The organism is Terriglobus sp. YAF25 (assembly GCF_052113305.1).
GTDB lineage: Bacteria > Acidobacteriota > Terriglobia > Terriglobales > Acidobacteriaceae > Terriglobus.
The window spans coordinates 1-2,622 of sequence record NZ_JBFRCY010000662.1 but is presented as its reverse complement, the minus strand read 5'-3'; the positions used below and the strand labels follow the sequence as shown (position 1 = coordinate 2,622).

Here is a 2,622-nt window from a genome sequence, read left to right as displayed (position 1 = left end):
GGGTGGGGCACCCGGGCTATCAGGACGGTGAATGTATTCGAGCGAAGCTCGAATACCGACTCTTTCGCTAGCGTTGAAAGATGTCCATGGACACCTACGCAAGCGCCAACGCCAGCACAGTAATGTCGTCTGTCTGTCCAAAGGCATGCGCTACTTCGGCGATATCGTTGGCAGGCAAGCGTGTCAGCGTTACCAATTTGTCGAAACCGTACAGATCGCCTGCGGCCGAACGCGCCTCCGGCACGCCGTCGCTCAGCAGCACCAGCCGTTGCCGGGTGGCCAAGTGTCCTTGTTCGGTGTCGTACTCTGCCTCGGGACTGATGCCGAGTGGAAGAGCTCCGGCACTCGGCAACTCCTCTCCGTCGAGATAGGGATTCAGGTGTCCGGCATTGGCGTATCGGAAGCGTCCGTCTTTTTCCACCAGAAGTGCACAGGCGGTGGTGAAGCCGATGTCCCCTTGCGAGAGCAGCGCACTGTTCAGGTTCTGCAGCACGAGTGACGGCTCTCGCGAGCTCTCGCGGTGCAGCGCGCCCAAAATCAGCGAAACACGTAACGCCGCCTGCATGCCTTTACCGGAGACGTCGCCGACGATGGCGAAGAGCGAGCCGTCCTGCCCTGGAGAGATCAGGAAGAAGTCACCGCCGACCTCTGAAGCCGGACGGTACGCCGTCTCGACCGCGAATCCCGGTGTCGGTTGCGTGGCGCGCGCCAGCAGCAGCGTTTGTACGTTATGTGCTGCCTCAATCTCCGCGGAGAGTTCAGCCTTCTCGCGTGCCAGACGGATGGTGCGCAGCACCATGAAGAGCAGCAGGACGATGCTGGCGAAGAAAGACGTAACCTCAGACCAGCCGATATTGAAGGTGATGCCGGGAACTCGTTCGAGAGGATTGCTGCCGCCCGCGATTACTTTCGTGAGGACGAGGACGCTTCGCGTAATCTGCGCAAGAACCAGCACGGACGACGGCAGCACGGCGACCAGAAGCAGACCGGCGTCGCGGTTTCCACGGCACCATGCGCGGTAGATGATTACCGGAACAACGAAGTCGAGAAGTGCATAGGTGCCGATCGCAAGAACGGTTGGAAAGAGTCCCTGGACCAGGAAATAAAATATCTGGGGCGCCAGCACGAAAAGGTTCTCTATGACGACGCCATTGACCAGCAGCAGAACCTGGATGATGCCGAAGAGCTTCCATCGCGGCCGTCCCAGAATGCGGCGGATGAACTCAAGATTGAAGATAACCGGAGCAGTAGCGAGYAGCGCCGTGAGCAGCAGGGCAAAGCCGCTGCGCTGAATCGGCCTTGTGAACTCCCACATCTCGAGCATGTTGTAGACAACCAGCGTCATGTAGCTCAGCGTGAGGTCGAGGTACTCCCGTCCGCGCGCTGAGAGATAGAGTCCCAGGGCGACGATTCCGGCGATACATGCGATCACCAGGTTGGTGTAATTGCTGGCCAGGCTCTGGAAGATGGAGAGGGAACGCGTGTCGTTGATGTGTGCGGCTGCACCCAGAAGCAGGGATGAGTCGGTGCTGATGCCACCCTGTTGCGAATCTCTGGTGAACAGAATGCCGGTGCGCAGAGCAAGCACCAGGTGGCCATCCGGTGCGATATCCGCGGGCAGCGGATAGACGATGGGAACCATGTCGCCAAAGACTCCCGGATTGCCGATTCTGCCGGCGCCGCCGACGCGACGCCCGTTTGCATACAGCTCAAAAGGACCATGGATGCCGTTGACGCTGACCGCAAGGTCCTTGATCCCGGCAGGCGCTTCGATATGAGCGCGGTACCAGACCACGTGTGACGGCCGTTGCCAGTAGGCCTTCAGCGTCTCACCGCTTTTGCGCGGCCGCCAGTGCGAGTCGTCATAGCCAGGCTGCGCGAAGGCAGGGTCATCCTGGGTGGAGTTGGTAAACCAGAACGAGGAGATGTTCAGCGGCCGATCCATGCCGGTCCACGTCAAATGGGCGGGGTCGGCGGTATCGGGAGCTGAAACAGGCGTTTGTGCATGCAGCGCCGTCATGCTCAGCAACAGGAGGATCGCGAGAAGAGATCGGCGCGGCATGGAAGTTAAGTCCTTAGAGCAGGCCCAGGGCAGTGGCTTCATCCGGTGAGAGCGTGGCGTATTTGCCGATGCCCACCATGGTGAAGACCTTCTGAAAGTGCGGTGTCAGGCCGAAGATGCCGACGGTCCGGCCACCGGTCTTAGTGGCATCCAGCAGCAACTGGATGATGATGGCGATGCCGGAGGAGTTCACATACTCGGTTCCGGAGAAGTCCAGCAGAAGCTTCTGCGCGTCGGTCGCTCCGTAGGCCTCGAGGATCGGCTCTTTGGAGGTGGAGGCGATGTCGCCTGCAAAGGCGAGGATGGTCACCGGAGCTCCGGAGGTAGCGATCGCTGTCCGCGTAGCAACTTTAGTCGGGGCCTGCATTGCTAATTCTTCTCCTTGTCGAGGCGGATCACCAGCCGTACGAAGCTCTTTCCCGGAGGTCCCTGGTGCCACTCGGCCTCATCGACCAGCGACTGAATGAGGAAGATGCCCATGCCGCGTGGGTCCTCTTCGCCGGCCATTTTGCGGTCGATATCGGGTGGGGCCGGTTGTTGTGTCATGCCTGCTCCATCGT

2 protein-coding genes and 1 pseudogene are annotated in these 2,622 nt (G+C 60.2%); all 3 read right to left on the bottom strand.

The features are described 5' to 3' along the window. Window positions 1-94: 94 nt before the first annotated feature. Window positions 95-2,062, bottom strand: a complete 1,968-nt coding sequence (locus AB4043_RS21975) for a SpoIIE family protein phosphatase (protein WP_442302288.1) — start codon at window positions 2,060-2,062, stop codon at window positions 95-97. 13 nt (window positions 2,063-2,075) lie between these two features. Continuing rightward, window positions 2,076-2,429 (bottom strand): STAS domain-containing protein, encoded by a 354-nt coding sequence (locus tag AB4043_RS21970; protein ID WP_442302289.1) that lies wholly within the window; start codon window positions 2,427-2,429, stop codon window positions 2,076-2,078. 2 nt (window positions 2,430-2,431) lie between these two features. Next, window positions 2,432-2,622 (bottom strand): annotated as a pseudogene (locus tag AB4043_RS21965) (ATP-binding protein); the annotation flags it as partial.

Coding starts and splice junctions, on each gene's coding strand:
- AB4043_RS21970 (WP_442302289.1), bottom strand. CDS start 2,429: ATGCAGGCCCCGACTAAAGTTGCTACGCGGACAGCGATCGCTACCTCC.